Origin of the sequence: Bacteroides sp. L10-4 (genome assembly GCF_013373675.1) — a bacterium.
Taxonomy (GTDB): domain Bacteria; phylum Bacteroidota; class Bacteroidia; order Bacteroidales; family Bacteroidaceae; genus Bacteroides; species Bacteroides muris.
Genome location: NZ_JABXJH010000001.1, coordinates 50,186 through 70,388 on the forward strand (window position 1 = coordinate 50,186; position 20,203 = coordinate 70,388).

The following is a 20,203-nucleotide window of genomic DNA, read 5'->3' on the forward strand; positions in this document are numbered from 1 at the left end:
CAAATTTAATAAAAAATTAATCATTCAATTCACAATTCCACATGTTCTTAATCTACATTAATGAAAAAAGCCGTCATTACTTGCCATGAAGTAATAACGGCTTTAACAAATGTTATATTAGCAGCCGGTAGTTACAACAACAAAACTACCAACCACCAAGAATCATTCTTCAGCTTGCTTGGCCTCAAATTCCTTGATCAGCTTATCTTGTACATCACTCGGAACGAGTTCATAGCTGGCAAACTTCATGATGAACGAAGCACGTCCGCCAGTCAGCGAACTAAGTGCCGTAGAGTAAGATGACATTTCCTTCAAAGGCACCTTGGCGCTCAGTTTCTCGTAACCTGCCTCACTGCTCATACCCATAATCATGGCACGGCGTCCCTGTAAGTCACCCATCACGTCACCCATCTTGTCCGACGGAACGAATACCTCCACGTCATAAATGGGTTCCAGAATCTTCGGACCTGCATTCTTGAATGCTTCGCTAAACGCATTTCGTCCTGCCAGCATGAAAGAAATTTCATTGGAATCCACCGGGTGCATCTTTCCATCGTATACGATGACGCGTACATCGCGGGCATACGAACCTGTCAACGGTCCCTGCTCCATACGCGACATGATACCTTTCAGGATAGCCGGCATGAAGCGTGCATCAATGGAGCCCCCCACGATACTGTTGACAAACACCAGCTTGCCACCCCATTCCAATGACACTTCTTCGGTACCCTTGACATTCATCTTGAACTCCTGCCCATTAAACTTATAGGTTTCGGGCATCGGCATACCTTCATAGTAAGGCTCAACAATCAGATGAACTTCACCGAACTGGCCTGCACCGCCCGACTGTTTTTTATGGCGATAATCCGCACGCGCAGCTTTCGTAATCGTTTCACGATATGGTATTCTCGGTTCTTCAAACTTGACTTGCAGCTTCTCGTTGTTTTCCAGACGCCACTTCAAGGTACGCAAGTGGAATTCACCCTGTCCATGTACAATAGTCTGACGCAGTTCCTTAGACTGGTCTATCACCCATGTCGGGTCTTCCTCGCGCATACGGTTCAAAGCAACCATCATCTTTTCCGTATCCGACTCGTTCAACGGTTTGATGGCACGTGAATATTTTGAGTTCGGGTATTTAATGAAGTTGAAACGGCTTTCAGAACCCTTTCCATTCAAAGTATTACCGGTATGCACGTCCTTCAGCTTCACCGTACAGCCGATGTCACCGGCTACCATTTCCTCTACCTTGATGCGGTTTGCACCGGCACAAGCATAAATCTGGGCGATACGCTCCTTGGAACCACGGTCTGCATTGGTAAAGTCATCACCTTCGTGCACCTTGCCACTCATCACCTTGAAGTACTGAACATCACCGATATGCGGTTCAACGGCAGTCTTGAAGAAATACAGGGAAGTCGGTCCGTTGGAATCCGGTTGCACCACTTCACCGCGTGTATTATGCACCGGCGGCATTTCGTCCACAAACGGTACCACATTACCCAAGAATTCCATCAGACGGCGTACGCCCATATCCTTGCCGGCGCAGACACAGAATACCGGGAACATACCGCGTGAAGCCAATCCCTTGCGGATACCTTCGCGCATTTCATCTTCGGTCAAAGAATCCTGCTCAAAGAATTTCTCCATAAGGCCTTCGTCATGTTCGGCAGCAGCCTCCACCAATGCCTTGTGCAGTTCTGTCGCCTTCTCCATTTCTTCGGCAGGAATATCTTCGATAGTGGGAGCACCGCCATCGGGTCCCCACGAATATTTTTTCATCAAAAGTACATCAATCAACGAATTGAAACTCGGTCCGGTAGCCAAAGGATATTGCACCGGCACAACCTTCGGGCCGTATATGGATTGCAACTGCTCAAGCACCATGTCATAATCGCACTTCTCATTATCGAGCTGGTTTACCAGGAAGATGACCGGTTTACCCAGTTTCTCTGTGTAACGGAAATGGTTCTGCGTACCTACCTCGGGACCGTATTGCCCGTTCAGCAGCAGAATGGCAGTATCAGTAACGTTGAGTGCCGTCATGGCAGCTCCTACAAAGTCATCACTACCCGGACAGTCGATGATATTCAGTTTCTTGCCGTTCCACTCCACATGGAAAACGGTGGAAAACACAGAATAGCCGTATTCCTGTTCCACCGGGAAGTAATCGCTGACTGTATTCTTGGCAGTAATTCTGCCGCGACGTTTTATAATACCACTCTCAAAGAGCAGCGCTTCCGTGAGAGTGGTTTTACCCGAGCCGTCATTGCCAAGGAGGGCAATGTTCTTAATTTCATTCGTCTGATATACTTTCATGATATATTAAGATTTTAAGTGAATAACCTGACATACGATGATGCCGTTAACTTTTGTGAGGCGCAAATTAGGCATTAATTAAAAGAAAAACAACAGAGGGAAGCATGTTATAAAACACAATACCCCCTACCTATAACTTAAGAAACAAATACAAACTCAATAAAAAAGACAGAAAAACATCACAAAAAGGAGAGATTAGAACTATAATCTCTCCTTTTTGACATATTTACCTACCTTCCATTTCTCAACTTTCGCATATCTTTGCCGCAAACATAAAAATGATTTATTAATTATCTAATACCAAATTCTTAAATGAAAAAGAAAATTATTTGGAGTTTTGCATTATTGGTCTGCCTTTGCTGCCTGCCATCTGCAAAAACAAAAGCACAAACGAAAAGTGCCGCAATCATACCCGGGGATATCTGGAAGGACACGGACGGCAATCCCATCAACGCTCATGGCGGCGGCCTTCTTTATCATGAAGGAACCTACTATTGGTACGGTGAATACAAAAAAGGGGAAACTATCCTGCCCGAATGGGCCACATGGGAATGCTACCGCACCGACGTAACCGGTGTAAGCTGCTACTCTTCAAAAGACCTGCTGAACTGGAAGTTCGAAGGTATCGTACTACCTGCAGTGAAAGACGACGAGAAACACGACCTACACCCCAGTAAGGTGCTGGAACGTCCTAAAGTGATTTACAACGAAAAGACAAAGAAATTCGTCATGTGGGCACATGTGGAAAGCGCCGACTACAGTAAGGCGTGTGCCGGCGTAGCGGTCAGCGATTCTCCTACCGGGACATTCACCTATGTAGGTAGTTTCCGTCCCAACGGTGCGATGAGCCGCGACCAGACAGTGTTTGTTGATGATAACGGCAAGGCATATCAGTTCTACTCTTCGGAAAACAACGCCACCTTATATATAAGCGAGCTGACGGACGACTACCTGAAACCCAGCGGCCGCTATACACGCAACTTCGTAAAGCAAAGCCGCGAAGCACCGGCTGTATTCAAATACAACGGCAAGTACTATATGCTCTCTTCCGGTTGCACCGGCTGGGACCCCAATGTGGCCGAATTGGCAGTGGCAGACTCCATCATGGGGCAATGGACTATCATCGGCAATCCGTGTACCGGTCTTGATGCAGACAAGACCTTCTACGCGCAAAGCACCTACGTACAGCAAGTCTATGGAAAAGGAAACGCCTACATCGCCATGTTCGACCGTTGGAAGAAGAAAGATCTTGAGGATTCACGCTACGTATGGCTCCCGCTTGAATTCAGCAAAGACGGAACAATCACGATACCCTGGCGCGACAGTTGGAACCCGCATACCCAATGGGAAGGACAAGGTGACTTCTCAGCCGGAAAGGGTACTTTCCTGCTGAACGGCAAACCGTTTGTCATCAAAGCCGCAGAACTGCACTATCCACGTATCCCCAAAGCCTATTGGGACCAACGCATCAAGCTATGCAAGGCACTGGGCATGAACACTATCTGCCTTTATGTATTCTGGAACTCCCACGAGTCTCAGCCGGGAGTGTTCGACTTCAGCGGACAAAATGACCTGGCAGAGTTCTGCCGCCTATGCCAGCAAAATAACATGTATGTCATCCTGCGTCCGGGACCGTACGTCTGCGCCGAATGGGAAATGGGAGGACTGCCCTGGTGGTTGCTCAAGAAGAAGGACATACGCCTGCGCGAATCTGACCCCTACTTCATGGAACGTGTAGATATCTTTGAAAAAGCCGTTGCCGGGCAGGTAGCCGGTATGACCATACAGAACGGAGGTCCCATCATCATGGTACAAGTAGAAAACGAATACGGCTCCTATGGGGAAGACAAAGGTTACGTATCGCAAATCCGCGACATTGTACGCGCCAATTACCCCGGCGTAGCACTGTTCCAATGCGACTGGGCGTCCAACTTCACCAAGAACGGACTCCACGACCTAGCATGGACCATGAACTTCGGTACGGGAGCCAACATCGACCAACAGTTTGCACCGCTGAAGAAGCTCCGTCCCGACAGCCCGCTGATGTGCTCCGAGTTCTGGAGCGGCTGGTTCGACAAGTGGGGAGCCAACCACGAAACCCGTCCGGCTGCCGACATGATTGCCGGTATTGACGAAATGTTATCCAAAGGCATCTCCTTCAGCCTCTACATGACCCACGGAGGAACCAACTGGGGACACTGGGCAGGAGCAAACTCGCCGGGATTCGCCCCCGACGTTACCTCTTATGACTACGATGCCCCTATCAGTGAATCTGGACAGACCACTCCCAAATACTGGGAATTACGGAAAACATTATCCAAATACATGGATGGTGAGAAGCAGACTAAAGTTCCAGCTTTAATCAAGCCCATACGCATTCCAGCTTTCCAATTTACTGAAATGGCTCCTTTGTTCGACAACCTTCCTGCTGCCAAGAAAGACCGCAACATCCGCACCATGGAGGAATATGACCAGGGATTCGGAAGCATCCTCTACCGTACCACATTGCCCGAAATGAAAATCCCGTCCTTGCTTACCGTAAACGATGTGCACGACTACGCCCAAGTTTTCCTGGACGGCAAATACATCGGCAAACTGGACCGACGCAACGGTGAAAAGCAACTGGAATTCCCCGCCTGCCCCAAAGGTGCACGCCTCGACATTCTGGTAGAAGCCATGGGCCGCATCAACTTTGGACGTGCCATCAAGGACCTCAAGGGTATCACCCAAAGCGTAGAACTTACCGTAAATATTGACGGCCGTCCTTTTACCTGTAACCTGAAAGATTGGGAAGTCTATAATCTCGAAGATACATACGATTTTTATAAGAACATGAAGTTCCAGCCCATTGGCTCACTGAAAGATGAATCAGGACAACGCATTCCGGGTTGCTACCGTGCCACCTTCAAGGTGAACAAGCCCAGCGACACATTCCTTAACTTCGAGACTTGGGGCAAAGGATTTGTCTATGTCAACGGACACGCCATGGGACGCATTTGGGAAATCGGCCCACAACAGACCCTCTACATCCCGGGATGCTGGTTGAAGCAAGGCGAGAATGAAGTGATTGTCTTCGACATCATCGGTCCCAAAGAAGCCAAGTCCGAAGGTCTGAGCGAACCATTGCTAGACCAATTACTTGTCACCAAATCGCTGACACACCGAAATGAGGGCGAAAACCTTGACTTGTCCGGTGAGCAGCCCGTTCTCTCCGGCAGCTTCAATCCCGGCAACGGCTGGCAGGAACGCAAATTTGCCCAGCCCGTCACCGGACGCTATATCTGCCTGGAAGCCTTGAACTCACAAGACGGAAAAGACTTGGCTTGTATCGCCGAAATGTATCTGCTGGATGAGAATGGAGAACGTTTGTCACGAGAGCCCTGGATTGTCAACTATGCCGACAGCGAAGACGTATCCCACGTCAACTGTTCTGCTGACAAGCTCTTCGACCTCCAGGAATCAACCTACTGGAGCACAACAAAAGGTACTCCATACTCACATGCAGTTGTGATTGATTTGGGCAGCACCCGTACACTGACCGGCATACAGTATCTTCCCAGAATGGAGAGCGAAGTACCGGGTGGAATCAAAGACTTCAAAGTCTACGTAAAGACACAAAGCTTCAAATATTGATTTCGATTATATTATAAAGCAGAACTCCTGCCATGAATCATATCTTGTAAAAAAGTAAGATGAGGTATCTCATATTCATCACATCTTCCCGGAATCCGGAAATATCCCGGGAAGATGTGAATATAGCGTCCCGAATGAGCAAATGAATGTATTCGAAAGGATATTGCAGAGACATGAAGTGCCGTCCCGCAAGTCACGGTTCGGCACACTATATCATGTGATGGAGTACGAGAATCAGCCCTGTTGATAATAAGTAAGTATCAGTTCATGCACAATCTTGAAGATTATATGCACACCGTCCCAACATGGGCAATCTTTTACTCAAAAACATTCTTTTCCACTTCTACTCCATCTTGCAGAAAGACCACTTCATATCCGGACTTTTCATCAAAAGAAGCTGATGCAGGCTTTAACGACAAATTTACGGTTTCATAAGGCTGTAATGCACCTGCTTGCACTCGCCCTAAACAGTTTCTGCCAGATCTCACCTCAACTTCAACAGCCTTAGACGCTGACAAACCAAAATTCTGTACCTCCAGTCGTAACTCTCCTTTTCCTTTGTCGTACACAGGACGCCGGGCAGAAAGTAAAGCTAGTTGGTAGTCTACATAAGGCAGACGTGCATAACCATAAAGCATATTACCTGCCTTATCTTTACCTATCATCTTCGGAGCAAACTCTTCAGCGGTAATTCCGCTTCCTTTGCCGGAGAAAACAACAATCAAATCTTTGCCTGAGACACATGTCTTCAAAGGTTTGCAGCCTCGCCCGAAGTTCACCTCCTTATAAGAGCCAAAACGCAGCGACTGTACATCCACTTCGGTTTGAGGATTAAATCCCTCTTCCGCAGCAATTCTCACTTTTATGGTACGCGTAGAGGAAGTCACCTCTTTCTCATTCAAGACAGAAAGTAACATACCTTTGTTCAGCGGAATACAGATATTCTTGGAACTGTGCCTATCACCGGGCAAATCTTCCCATTTTATTGTATCTATAACAGCAAAGTTCATCTGAGTCGCCCGTCCGTGTTCATCTTGGAAAACTTTAGGACGTTCGTACTTAAACCAAGATTCCACCTCACCGTCTTTGTGAAAAGAAATACCCGGCACATAAGCCTCGCCCGGTTCAATAATCCAATGAACCCCGTCTTTTGAACGCTGATAGAAAGCTATTCGTCCCAACCAATCGTTCACTATCAAATGATACTGAAGGTCATCCCGCCATACCACCGGGTCTTCAAACCGACCTTCCACAGGAGGATAAACCCTTTTATCCGTCAACTGGTAATAAGTAGAAAGACCATCTTTACTAATCCAAACGCCTCCTCCACGACACACCGCCAAGTAGGAACCATCCTGCCTGTGGGCAAAGGTAAGGTTTGAAAGCCCTTCTATAATCTTGCGGTCACGCGCATCAAAATCAAACTGTCCGTATGTCCAAACAGAACTGTCTTCTTTATCAGCTATATAGTAGCCGTCTATCACATAAACCACTACACGTCCGTCTTCCAGCCGGAAGGCTTCGGGATTGTGTCCCTTGCCCACCGAATTGCGTATTTTAAAGGGACCGGTAGAATTATCACTCACAGCATGATAAACCGTCGAGCTGGGCCAGAACATGTGTCCTCTGGGAGATTCCTCCGGCCAGCCGCATACATACAGATGATATTTGCCATCGGCACTCTGCAAGATATTCCCTCCCCAAAAGGATGTTCCGGGAAGTTCAATTCCATTATCCACGTAGCGGTTCAGCACACTGTCTGCTCCCCAGATGCCCTGAGCTGAAACACCTTCAGGCATAGGTTGAAACCGATCCATAAAACGTCCGCCCTTTACCAATTGCATCCATTCGGCAGGACGTTCACGTTCCGTTATCTGCGCACAAAGCGATACGGACAAAAGGCTTGCCCCAATCAATGTCAATAGTTTCTTCATTTTACACATTTATTTGAAGTTCAACAATTTAAATACAGATACAATAATTTATCATTTTCTATAACTCAAACAATATCCGAAATACCTTTCCCGGATTTGCCGCCAACTCCCTCATGACATCCAACACCTTTTCAGGCTCTACAAATCTGCCGGCAACGCATTCCGTGAGCCACGAGTATCCTGTTCTTTCTGTACAAATAGCTTTGTTTGAAACGTAACCTCACTCTTAACATATCCTATGCAGACCATACGTCCCGCAAATCCGACTTCATCCGCCGCCATCACATATGTTACAGAACTGCCTACAGCCTCAATCACAACATCAGCACCCGATTCCCGGATGAATTCCAACATCTGCTGATAATTGCTCCGGCAGGAATAATTTTGTTCCAAAGTGCGAACAGGCAAGCCATCCACCATCGTATCTTGCCGCAACAACAAATAGGCATGCGCATCTATGATTGTATAATCCATAGCCAGCCCTTTCTTATGAATTTGCCCAGCTCACACGTCGCTGGTCACCAACAATATCCTGCACCTCGTGTACCAACTGCCAATCAATCGGTTCCTCAATAAAAGCAACATTGCTTTTTACATTCTGAGGATTTGCCGTACTGAATAATGTAGTAGCTATACGCGGATTGCTCACGGAGAACTGCATAGCCAGTTTTTCTATCGGATAATTCTTCGCCCTGCAATGCAGCATCGCCTTGCGGCATGCTTCTACCAGCAGAGCCGGAGCAGGATGCCATGCCGGAACACCCCGTTCGGTCAGCAAACCCATAGAAAGCGGAGAGGCATTGATACCCCCTATCCCTTTGGACTCGAAATAATCAAGGAAATCCACCAACTTATCGTCGCATAAGCAGTAATGGCAGAAGTTCAGAACAGACTCCACCGTCCCCTCCGGTGTATGATCTATTACCCATTTCAGATTTTCCAGTTGCAGGTCTGTGATTCCGACATGACCCACCACTCCTTTCTCACGCAGTTCCACCAAGGCAGGCAGGGTTTCACTGACCACCTGATTTAAATCGGCAAATTCAATGTCATGTACATTGATTAAATCAATGAAATCAATATGCAATCTTTCCATACTTTCATAGACACTTTCTACAACACGTTTGGCAGAATAGTCCCACGTATTCATCCCATCCTTTCCATAACGTCCCACCTTGGTGGAAAGATAATAGCTGTTACGGAGAATATCCTTCAAAGCCTTTCCCAAAATGATTTCAGCTTTGTAATGACCATAATAAGGAGAGACATCTATAAAATTCATCCCTGACTCAATAGCAATAAACACCGACTCAATACCTTCTTTTTCTTTAATATCATGAAAAACCCCTCCCAAAGAAGAAGCTCCGAAACTGAGTGACGACACTTTCATTCCGGTTTTTCCAATTTCATGGTATTGCATATTTCTAAAATTTAAGTTGTTTTTCCGTATACCGCAAAAGTAAGACGAAAACAACCTTGCCGGAAGACATAATAATCAAAAAAAACACGCAACGGTTTACGTAAAAAAAAACGGCAGTGCGTTCTGTCGTTAAAAGGAAATATAGTTTCTTTGCAAGTGAATCATAGAAACGCCTGACTGACCATGATAAAACCAAAGCCTATCTCACTGAAGGATATTGCCGAAGCACTGGGAGTATCCGTACCTACTGTATCCAGAGCCTTAAAAAACAGTCCTGAAATCAGCCTTGAGCTTTGCGCAAAAGCCCAAAAACTAGCAAAAGAAATGAACTATCGTCCCAACCCGTTCGCACTAAGCTTGCGGAAAAACGCACCACGCACTATCGGCGTGATAGTACCAGACATCGTAACCCATTTCTTCGCCTCCATTCTGAACGGCATAGAGAACACAGCCATTGCAAACGGATACTTCATCATCATCACAACCTCGCATGAGTCATACGAATATGAGAAAAGGAACATCCAGAACCTAGTAAACATGCGGGTGGAAGGAATCATTGCCTGCCTATCCCAGGAGACAACAGACTATTCCCATTTTTCTGCCTTGAAAGACATCAACATGCCACTCATACTGTTCGACCGTGTCTGCCTCACGGAACAATTTTCTTCAGTAGTGGCAGATGGAGCCTACTCCGCACTCATGGCCACCCAACATTTGCTGGACAATGGCAGCAGACGGGTGGCATTCATAGGAGGAGCCAACCATCTGGATATTGTAAGAAAAAGAAAGCATGGTTATCTGGAGGCATTGCGCAACAACCGCATTCCCATTGAAAAGGAACTTGTCGTATGCAGAAAAATAGATTTTGAAGAAGGAAAAATTGCCACGGAAACACTGCTTTCACTCCCCAATCCTCCCGATGCGATTTTGGCCATGAACGACACACTGGCTTTTGCAGCCATGGAAGTCATCAAGAGCCACGGGCTGCGTATTCCGGAAGACATCGCCATTATAGGATATACGGACGAACAACATCCCAACTATGTAGAACCGAAACTGTCTGCCATATCCCATCAAACATACAAAATGGGGGAAAGCGCCTGCCTACTTCTGATAGAACAGATAAAGGGCGAAAAGACAGTCAAGCAAGTGATTCTACCTACACACCTGCAGATAAGAGAAAGCAGTATTAAAACAACTTGTTCTTCTAAATGACTTTCTCTTTAAGCATTGCCCAATAACTCTTCGACAATCCTTTATGAAGTAAAAGAACTATTCCGCATCCTTACGTAATGGTTTACGTGAAAAAACAAATCAGCCATACATATATTTAGTAGAAAAGGCATTTTCTTTGTAGGTAACAATAAAAGAGATGTCATGATAAATTTTGAAAAAATCCTATTACTGTTGTGCATTTTCCTTTTCGGATACGCTGATGTACAAGGGAAAGCAACCGGATGTACAGGCGGAAGCGCCTCCATCACTTATAAACCCAAGTTTTCCACTGCCGGCTTTTTTGAGTTGCCGAATTCCGGACGTGAGGTCTTCTCCATGAATCCTGCCTGGCGTTTCTATAAAGGAGACGTTGCAGAGGCTGAAACAGCGGACTTTGACGACAGCAGCTGGACAGTAGTTTCTTTGCCCAACGGCATTGAATATCTGCCCACGGAAGCCAGCGGCTGCGTTAATTATCAGGGAGAGGTATGGTATCGCAAGCATTTTACTCCGGCTGACACTTTAAAAGGGAAAAAGCTTTTCCTTCATTTTGAAGCTATTATGGGGAAAAGCAGGATATTTGTCAACGGGCAATTGATGACCGAACATTTCGGGGGATATTTGCCGATAGTGATTGACATGACTGAAGTCTTGAAATGGGGAGAAGATAATGTGATAGCCGTATGGGCAGATAACAGTAACAATCCGGCCTATCCTCTGGGAAAAGCGCAGGAAATGCTTGACTTTACTTATTTCGGGGCATCTATCGTGATTGCTGGCTGATAGCGCATAACCCAGTCTTCATTACCGACCCGAGCTTTGAGGATGAAATAGCCGGTGGAGGATTGTGCGTGGCTTATGATAAAGTATCGGAGGCTTCGGCCGAAGTATTGCTGAAAGCACAAGTACGGAATGATGGCCGTAAAGACTTTACGGGTATGGTGGAGTATGAACTGTTACGGCCGGACGGCAGGCAAGCAGTTTCGATGACGAATAAGATACAAGTACATGCAGGTAAGGCTGTTGTTTCGCATAATAAGATGTTTGTAGAAAATCCGTTGTTGTGGAGCCCGGAAAATCCGGTTTTATATAATCTGAACGTACGTATCAGTGACTGTGAAGGGAATGTAGTGGACGGATATTGCCGTCGTATCGGTATTCGTAGTGTGGAGTTTAAGGGCAAGGAAGGTTTTTGGTTGAATGGCAAGCCTTATGAAAGCCCGCTGATAGGTGCCAACCGCCATCAGGATTTTGCAGTGGTAGGTAATGCAGTTCCCAACAGTATCCATTGGCGTGATGCCAAGAAACTGCGTGATGCCGGAATGAAAGTAATTCGTAATGCTCATTGTCCTCAAGACCCGGCTTTCATGGATGCGTGCGACGAACTTGGCTTGTTTGTCATAGTCAATACTCCGGGCTGGCAGTTCTAGAATGATGCTCCCGAATTTGCACAACATGTATATCGTGACATTCGCAATTTGGTGCGTCGTGACCGTAATCATGCTTGTGTATGGTTATGGGAACCAGTCCTCAATGAGACTTGGTATCCGGAGGAGTTTGCCAAAAAGACCAGGGATATTGTAGCCCAAGAATACCCTTATCCGTATTGTTATTCCGGTTGCGACCGTGAAGCACGCGGGCATGAACATTTTCCGGTATTATTTACCCACCCGTACTTCGACGGCAAGATGTGGCATGTTGAAAAAGCAGATTCTACCATCACTTATTTTACCCTCGAATGGGGCGACAATGTGGATGACTGGGGTTCTCATAACTCCCCCAGTCGTGTAGCGCGTAACTGGGAGGAGCAACCTATGCTTGTACAGGCGCTGCATTATGCCAATCCCCATTATGTCTATACTTCTTACGACGCTCTGTGTCGTACTCCCCGTCAGCATATGGGAGGCTGCCTCTGGCATTCGTTCGACCATCAGCGTGGATATCATCCCGATCCGTTCTATGGTGGGCTGATGGACGTGTTCCGCCAACCTAAATATGCTTACTATATGTTCAAAGCACAACGCTCTCCAAAGAAACAGGAACAGTTGTTCGAAACAGGGCCTATGGTATATATTGCTCATGAAATGACTCCATTTTCCGGTAAGGATGTAACTGTTTATTCTAACTGCGAGGAAGTGAGGCTTACTTTTCTGAGAAATGGAAAATCGTTTACTTATATCAAGCCTGCAACACCCCGAGGTATGCCTTCACCAATCATAACATTTCGTGATGTGTACGATTTTATGGAGGATAAGGCACTGGCCCGGGAACAGAAACAGTCCGAAGTTTGGTTGCAGGCCGAAGGATTGATTGATGGAAAGGTCGTTGCTACACATGAAAGGTTTCCGGCGCGACGTCCGGAAAAGTTGTTGCTATGGGTAGATGACGAGAATGTGGCTTTGAAGGCTGACGCTTCTGACTTTGTAACTATAGTAGCTGCCGTAGCTGATGGGAATGGGACGATTAAAAGGCTGAATAATTATTATGTGAAATTTCATGTAGAAGGCGAGGGACGTATTTTGGGAAATGCGGGTGTGCTGGCTAATCCGGCTCCGATAAAGTGGGGAACTGCACCGGCACTGATACAGTCGACATTGAAGCCGGGTAAAATAAAAGTGTCGGCAAGTGTCTTGTTTGAAGGTTCGCAAATGCCGGTCAGTGCCGTATTGGAGCTGGAGAGTGTGGCGGCAGAACATCCGTTAGTATATTCAGAAAAAGAAGCGGCACTCATTCCAGCCTCTTCCACCACCGGATTGGAAGAAGGAACTGCCAAATCGGATGCAGAGTTGAAACAAGAACAATTACTGAAGAAGTTGAATGCAAAAAGGCTGAAAGAGGTAGAAAAGCAGCAAGAGGACTTCGGGGAAAAGAAATAACTTTCTTCTTGTTTAGAATAAAAAGCAGGAGTCTACTCTACAATCATGAACAATGCGTCAAAAGCACATGAGTACTTTCACAATGTTATAATATTAGATGCGGATTACGCATATTATGCGGATTTTACGGTATTGAATCCGCATAATATGCGTAATCCGCGCCTAAAAACAAGCGTTAAGAAGGGGTGACACAACCACTCCAGATTATCCAAATAAAAATCCTGAATTCACCTCGGTTTCCAATTGTTTTTCCACTCTATGACAGGTATTCCCGCTTTGTCAAATTCAACAGGTAGCCAAATATAGCGGGAATACATCAAGCTATCCGGTTTCCACACATCCGCCATGAAAATGAATTTGTCTTCTGATACAGGAAACACAAAAGTGCCTTGTCCGCCAAATGTCTTTTCAGCTCCCGGCCCGATAAACGGATGCGGATGTTGCGTCCACGGTCCCCAGATGGAAGGAGCCGAAAACATACGAGCTTCATTAGGATCCCAACCGGTACAGCCGGATGTTATCATCCAATAGATATTGTCGTGTTTAAAAATAGCCGGTGCTTCATTGTGACCGCCCGGAAAGAGACGGATATATTTTCCTGTGTAGCCTTGATAATCATCCGTCAGCTCGGCAATCTGCAAAGTAAGATTCTCTTCGGACGAATAGATATGATAAGCCTTTCCATCATCATCCGCAAACAAGGTCATATCGCGGGACATTTGTCCGTCCTTCAAGTCACGATGTACAAAAAGCCCTTTCTCGACTGCTTTTCTCCACTCCGGAGTCCACCATTCCTTATATTTATCCCAATCCCATTTCATATTTCTGTCCGACAGAGACATATTCATCGGAAATATTCCGGAATTAACACGCATGGAACGGACAAAGCGATAAGGCCCCGCAGGAGTATCGCTTACCGCCATACCAACACGGGCCGCTTCATACCCCCTACCCTTCAATTCAAGATGAAACCACAGAACAAATTTTCCGGTCTTCTTATTGTATATCACCTTAGGACGCTCCATAATACAACCTTTCCCTATCTCACTTTCCGCTTCGGGTGATACAGACAAGGCAACTCCCTCGTGCTTCCAGCTACATAAATCAGTGGATGAATAGCAATTCACCCCTACTTCGGTGATGAATCCTTTGGCCGGACGGTGCTCGCCAAACCAATAATATTTGCCACCGTAGGCCAATATCCCCCCACCGTGCGCATTGATATACTCGCCGTCAATGTCTTTCCAATTATTCTGAGCCTTGCCGACCGTTGCCAGCAAGACAAACAAACCCAATAAGATTAATACTCTTTTCATACTGATTCATATTATATAAATAGAGGACAGAACCGCTACTTATCCGTAGCAGATTCCATCCTCTTAAAAAGTCAAATACCTATTGAAAACGTTTTTCGCCTTATCTCTCTGCCGGCTGGTCTGCTGTAACAGGCCAGAACGGATTCTGGTAAATCACTGAAGTTGAGGGATCGCCCGGCGTAGAGGCAGTAAGTTGCAACTGCTTCACCATGATGGGTTGCAAGTAGTGAGCCATCTTCCAAGTACAGCCTTCATACCCCGGTTGAGCAGCATAGCGCTCGAACGGACGAAGGTATTCACTACGCTCCTTGGAGGAAACGTTCGAATTTTCAGAACCATCGCCAATCAAGGTTGACTTGCCGTCCTTTCCAATGTACCATTCCTCCATCGGCGTATTCCACAAGTGCATACCTTCGATATGGTATGGGTTCTCCATCAATTGGTCCATCGCACGCCAACGACGCAAGTCCATATAGCGGAGACCTTCGGCCATAAATTCGCAACGACGCTCGCGACGAATATTATAGAGGGTTTTGTCAACAAGCTTTCCGGCAGTATAAGCTCCCCAGTCGTTTTCTGCCTCCTTGCTCATATCTGTCAAGGCGATGGTCTTGTTGAAATCTTAGTCCACCCCTGCACGACGACGCAAAGCTTTCCAATAATTCTGTGCGGTAGCGTCCAAGTTTCCGTTCAACAGATAGCTCGCCTCCATATAGTTGAGTAAAGCCTCAGTAGCACGGAATACCACAGCTGCGGTATAACCACCACCATTGGCGTAATACTTACGATTGAACGAACCGCCTTTGCGAACCACATAACCGGTAACGTAACCACGTTCGCTATCACTGTTGGTAATGCCGGGATAAGGCTCTTCCATAAACACTTCCGTACCTTCGTTATTGTCAACCTCAAACAAGATGTTCTTCTGTCCGGGTTCTTTCAAAAATACACTGAGGCGGGGATCACGGTTCACACGGACATCACCTATCTCCTTGTCACCCATATAGTAGCCGTCTCCATCAGCATACGTTCCGTGCGTATAGACCGGTGTTCCATCCTGCATCAAGAAGTTCTGCACCAATCCACGAGTCAGGCCGATACGATAGTTACCACGGCAGGCAGCCGCATTGATGTTGTGTGTTTCAACGCCACGGGCATATTGACGCCACATCAGCACTTCGGGTACATTGCTCAAATCCTCCTGCGCATACATATCAAGTATGGGGTTGGCAGGGTCGGTGGCCGATTGCGGCACAAGACCAGTGTTTTTGGTAAGTTGGTTCACATACTTGTCACCCACTTCCTTGGCAGCTTCGGCAGCCTTCTTCAAGAAGAACTCTATTTCCTTTTCTATGCTTCCCTCGGGATAAGCATATCCGCTGTGCAAGGCAGTACCGGGCCATCCTTCACCACCGGGCACAAAAGCCGTACCTGCAAAGTTCTTCAGCCAAGATGCTTCAAACAGAGCCACACGACTCTTGATGAGCAGGGCCACATCACGGTTGATGCGGGTAGTCGCCTTATCCACGTCTTTCATAAATTCGGCAGCCCTTTCCAAATCTTCGATGATGAAGCGTGCCACTTCGTTTCGGGGCTGACGCTTGGAGGCTTCGACCAGTGATGCCGCCTCATCCACCAAAGGTTCGGTAATAATAGGAAAATCACCGAATAGTTGCAACTTCTTGAAATATTCATAAGCACGGAGGAAATACATTTCACCGATATAGTGTTTTACATCCGCCAGTGTACCGCCAATGGTATTCTGCGATCCGTCCATAGCCGTTCCGAACTTGGGCATCACCTGACTCAAAAAGAAGTTGGTACGATAGATGCGCTCAAACTTCCAATTGTTATCCTCCGAATGAGGCACTCTCCATTGGTCGGTGGTAAAACGGTCGTGTATGTAGTCGTCCGTCTGATTGTCCGTATCGTTGTCTGCGCCATAGATACCGTAGTCCCACTGACCGTAAGAGGGCAGGATATTGGGATATTCGTCATTCAAGTTGGCTTCCAGTTGAGCCGCCGATGTATAGTAAGTCTCAGGTGAAAGTTTTGACATAGGTTCGCGGTTCAGGAAATCCTCGCATGAGGTAGTTCCTCCAAGCAGTGCCATTGCCAAAGCGACTTGTGCAATATGCTGAATATATTTATGTCTCATAATTATGTCTATTATATATAAAAGGTTCTATTGTTGCAAAATATCATCTCGAATAATCTCCGTCAGAGAGTTACGCTCAGACCTACGGAAACGGTGCGCGACAAAGGATATACGTTACCGCCACGTCCACCGCTGATGGTTTCGGGGTCGAAAAGCTTAATCAGGCTGGTACCGGTCCAGAGGTTCTCGCCCGACACATATACACGCAGGTTCTGGAAACCGGCCTTGTTTACGATGCTACGCGGCAATGTGTAGCCCACTTGCAGGTTCTTCAAGCGAATGTACGAGGCATCTTGCAAGTAACGGCTCTGCGTTTCGTGGTTCTGTTTGCTGTCAAAACGGGGACGAGGATAGTAAGCATTAATATTGGCAGGAATCTGATGACCTTCCAGACCTACAGGCTCTTCACGGAAATAGTCTTGATGTTCCTTGAAGCCCATAGACCACCAGCTGCTATCTGTAGTACCCCAGAAGATGTCGGAGTTCTGGAAGTAGTCGCGCTTCATCACTCCCTGGAAGAGGGCGCGAATATCGAAACCTTTGTAAGCGGCATTCAAGTCGATACCGAACAAGAAACGAGGAGTATCATTGCCTATGACAGTCAAGTCGCCATGATCATCGAGTGTCTGTGCGCCGCGAGTAATACCGGGCTTTCCATCCAAGTCGGCATACATAATGTCACCCGCACCCCATTTTTTAGAACCAATCTGGTCTTGTCCGCCTACCTGTGCAATGTGTTTTTTCATCTCTTCTTCTGTCTTGGCAATGCCTACCGTCTGGAAGCCCCAGATTTCGCCAAGTTCGCGTCCGGCAATAAAGTTGCCATTACCGATGGCGTTGGTGGGGTTACCCGGATAACTTTCTACATACGTGCGGGCATCGGAAAGGTTGAACTTGACCCCATAATCCAAGCCAAAGTTCGTCTGGTCGCGCCAACCCAACGTAAGTTCCCAACCCACCGTCTTCAAGTCACAGTTGTTAGTCTTTGGAGTAGCGATACCCAATGTAGCCGGAAGCTCCGGTGCCGGACCTACCATATTGTCGGTAAAACGGGTATATACATCGAAAGTACCGGTAAGTCGGTTATTCAAAAATCCGAAGTCGATACCCACATTCCAAGTGCGTACGGTTTCCCAAGAGAGTGCCGTACTAATCAACTCGCCCACATAAGCTGCATTGGGGCGTACACCATTCTGCAACCATTTGCCACCGGCCATATTCAGTGTCATCAAACGATAAGTGGGATACCAGTCATTGGTGTTCATATTGCCCAGCTGACCATAGCTGGCACGAAGTTTCAACTGGTTGCATACATCTGCGAAATCTTCCCAGAAAGACTCTTGCGCAATGTTCCATCCCAAAGAGAAGGAGGGAGAAAACTGCCAGCGGTTTCCTTCGCGGAAACGTGAAGAACCGTCGTAGCGGAAGTTGGCTTCGGCCATATAGCGGCCTTGATAGTCGTAGTTCAAGCGACCGAAGAAACCGGCTGTAGCCCATTCGTTGCGGTAGCCTCCCAATTCATTGGCTTGTTCTTTTCCTCCACCGTCCAAACCGGAGATAAGGTCGAGTTCAGGCAAGTCTTCGGATTGCAAACCATATCCCTTGGCACTAAAGAAACGTTGGCGCATCTCTTCACTTTGGAAACCGACCATGACCTTGAAGTTGTGGTCATCATTCAGCGTAAGCGAATAATTTGAATAGATGTTCCAGTTGGCATAGTTCTCTTTCTTATAATCCTGATAGAGGCTGCTGGTGCCTTTTGTATCAATGATATTGCCGTTCACATCGTGATTGTAAACCGGAAGAGATATTTCGCGAGTGTCGCTATCAAGTGTACTATAGTTGAACTCCACGTGAGTCACCCAGTTCTTGATGGGCTCAAATATCAAAGCTGCCTGATGGTACAAACGGTCGCTTTGCCAATTACGGTCACCTCCCAAAGCCAACTGTCCGGGAATACCGCCACCATTGTTATCGAAGTAATAGCCGTTTTCATCATATACACTGAGGTTGGGCCATGTTTGGCGACCTATGTTCTCATACAAGCCCCCGTCACCATTACTACCTGCGCTGAAAGCCGTCGGGCGAAGCATATCCTGACGGACAAAGCGCATACTGTAATTGAACTTCATCCAGGCGGTAAGTTCGGCGTTCACTTTGGCTGTGGCATTGAAACGCTTCATATTGTCAGTACCGTGACGGAGCAAACCACCCTGGTCCAAATAACCCAATGACGCATAATAACTTATTTTTTCGCTACCGCCGCTGATGCTTACATTATGTTCCTGCGAGAACACATTGTCTCGATAAATCTCAGAGAACCAGTCCGTATTGGCACAACTGGTGAGGTACGGGTCGCCTTCGGGCTTACCCCAAACCTTACCATCGGTTACGATACCACCCCTGTTTGTCTTGCCGGCAGCTTGCCAGTCAATCATCTTTTGCATCACATCCGGTGTAAAAATAGCTTGTGTATCAGCATTGCGAGCTGCCTCGTTGAAGAAGTTGGCAAACGTATAAGAGTCCATTTGTTCGGGCATATTGATAGGACTTCCCCAACGGAAACTGTTGTTGTAGTTTACGGTAGCCTTGCCGCTCTTGCCTTTTTTGGTGGTAATCAAAATGACACCAAAAGGCGCACGGCTACCATAGATAGAAGAAGCTGCGGCATCTTTCAATACGGAAACGCTCTCGATGTCCTGCGGATTCACCAAGTTCAAGTCGCCTTCCATACCGTCAATCAATACAAGCGGACTGCCACTTGATCCCTTACCGATGGTACCGTTACCACGGATGTTGATAGAAGCCGTCTTATCCAAAGCACCACTTGAGGAACTGATTTGCAAACCCGGCACCAAACCTTGCAAAGCTTGCGTGGCATTGGTCACCGGACGGGATTCAAGGTCTTTGGCAGTAGCCAACCCTACCGAACCGGTCAGGTTCACCTTCTTCTGCGTACCAAAACCTACTACCACCACTTCGTCCAGCACCTCGGTGTCTTCTTTCAAAGTAATGGCCATCGAAGTTTTCCCGGCCACAGGAATTTCCTGAGTGGCATAACCGATAAAACTGATAACCAATGTGGCATCCGAAGGAACATTCAGAGAGAAGTTACCGTCTATATCGGTAATAGTACCATTGGCAGTATTACCTTTCTCTACTACACTGGCACCGATGACCGGTCCCAGTACATCGTTAACCACACCTTTTACATGAACTGTTGAACTTTGGGCGTTCACGAACTGAACATTCAACAGGAGAATCATACAAACTGCCAAAGCGATAAACGCCTTCAGTCCGAATTCTTCAAAGAATCTCTGTCTTTTCATTGT

Annotated in this window: 7 protein-coding genes and 3 pseudogenes; 3 read left to right on the forward strand and 7 right to left on the reverse strand. The window is 46.9% G+C overall.

The genetic code is table 11. From position 1 onward, the window contains the following. Positions 1–162: 162 nt before the first annotated feature. Positions 163–2,319 carry a translation factor GTPase family protein gene (locus tag HU824_RS00290; RefSeq protein WP_136009023.1) on the reverse strand — a complete coding sequence of 719 codons (2,157 nt, stop codon included), beginning with the start codon at positions 2,317–2,319 and terminating at the stop codon, positions 163–165. 312 nt (positions 2,320–2,631) lie between these two features. Here HU824_RS00290 and HU824_RS00295 point away from each other — a divergent pair, with 312 nt between their 5' ends. Next, complete coding sequence (locus HU824_RS00295) at positions 2,632–5,952, forward strand: beta-galactosidase (protein ID WP_176467704.1); 3,321 nt, start codon at positions 2,632–2,634, stop codon at positions 5,950–5,952. A 317-nt stretch (positions 5,953–6,269) separates the two neighbouring features. Here the strand turns inward: HU824_RS00295 and HU824_RS00300 are convergent, their stop codons facing one another. From HU824_RS00300 to HU824_RS00310, 3 genes and pseudogenes are all read right to left on the reverse strand, one after another. Next, positions 6,270–7,886, reverse strand: coding sequence for a glycoside hydrolase family protein (locus tag HU824_RS00300; RefSeq protein WP_176467705.1), 1,617 nt, complete (start codon positions 7,884–7,886; stop codon positions 6,270–6,272). Between the two features lie 58 nt (positions 7,887–7,944). Continuing rightward, a pseudogene (locus tag HU824_RS00305) lies at positions 7,945–8,216 on the reverse strand (sorbitol dehydrogenase); the annotation flags it as partial. Between the two features lie 157 nt (positions 8,217–8,373). Next, positions 8,374–9,306, reverse strand: coding sequence for an aldo/keto reductase (locus HU824_RS00310; RefSeq protein WP_176467706.1), 933 nt, complete (start codon positions 9,304–9,306; stop codon positions 8,374–8,376). A 183-nt stretch (positions 9,307–9,489) separates the two neighbouring features. Here HU824_RS00310 and HU824_RS00315 point away from each other — a divergent pair, with 183 nt between their 5' ends. Together HU824_RS00315 and HU824_RS00320 are read left to right on the forward strand one after the other, a co-directional pair. Then, entirely contained in the window at positions 9,490–10,521 is a 1,032-nt protein-coding gene (locus tag HU824_RS00315; protein WP_176467707.1) for a LacI family DNA-binding transcriptional regulator, read from the forward strand. 162 nt (positions 10,522–10,683) lie between these two features. Further along, a pseudogene (locus HU824_RS00320) lies at positions 10,684–13,397 on the forward strand (glycoside hydrolase family 2 TIM barrel-domain containing protein). Between the two features lie 227 nt (positions 13,398–13,624). Here the strand turns inward: HU824_RS00320 and HU824_RS00325 are convergent. The 3 genes and pseudogenes from HU824_RS00325 to HU824_RS00335 form a co-directional block, all read right to left on the reverse strand. Further along, complete coding sequence (locus HU824_RS00325) at positions 13,625–14,713, reverse strand: glycoside hydrolase family 43 protein (protein WP_176467708.1); 1,089 nt, start codon at positions 14,711–14,713, stop codon at positions 13,625–13,627. A 100-nt stretch (positions 14,714–14,813) separates the two neighbouring features. Beyond that, positions 14,814–16,826: pseudogene (locus HU824_RS00330) on the reverse strand (RagB/SusD family nutrient uptake outer membrane protein). Between the two features lie 107 nt (positions 16,827–16,933). Beyond that, on the reverse strand, positions 16,934–20,200 hold the full coding sequence (locus HU824_RS00335; RefSeq protein WP_176467709.1) for a TonB-dependent receptor: 3,267 nt from the start codon (positions 20,198–20,200) through the stop codon (positions 16,934–16,936). Positions 20,201–20,203 lie beyond the last annotated feature (3 nt).